Source organism: Mycobacterium sp. IDUB_28, assembly GCF_055419285.1.
Genome location: NZ_JBVAXK010000041.1, coordinates 1 through 569, shown reverse-complemented (window position 1 = coordinate 569; position 569 = coordinate 1). Strand labels below are relative to the sequence as shown.

The window sequence follows — 569 nt, the reverse complement described above, 5'->3', positions numbered from 1 at the left end:
TCACCGACCCCGACATCCTGGCCCGCGTGGACCGCGCCATCGCCGCCCACATCACCCGCTGGCCCTCCCTGACCCCCGCACGGCTGAGCAACAAAGTCGACGCCATCATCGCCCAGGTCGACATCGATGCGGTGCGCCGCCGCGAGAAACGCCACACCGAACGCCACCTCGACATCGGCGACCCCTACGACGGCCTGTGCCCCATCGAGGGCCAACTGCGCCCCACCGACGCCCGCGCCCTGAGCCAGACCCTGACCGCCCTGGCCGCCACCGTCTGCCCGCACGACCCCCGCACCCCCGAACAACGCCGCGCCGATGCCATCGAAGCCCTCACCGCCCGCGCCACCCGCATGAGCTGTCTGTGCCGGCGCACCGACTGCACCGCCCCCACCCGCCCACCGGCCTCCCCGGTGACCATCCATGTGATCGCCCCCCACGCCGCCCTCACCCACGGCAGCAGCAGCACGGCTCCCGCGGCGATGATCGGCGCCGCCGACGGACTCATCACCCCCGAACTGCTCGCCGACCTAGCCGTCTCCGCCACAATCGTGCCCCTGATCCACCCCGGC

At 72.9% G+C, this 569-nt stretch carries 1 protein-coding gene; it reads left to right on the top strand.

The window, feature by feature from the left end; all coding sequences use genetic code 11:
• Positions 1-14: 14 nt before the first annotated feature.
• Positions 15-569 (top strand): DUF222 domain-containing protein (locus ACZYZ9_RS26455; protein WP_463829109.1); only part of this gene is annotated, 555 nt, incomplete at its 3' end.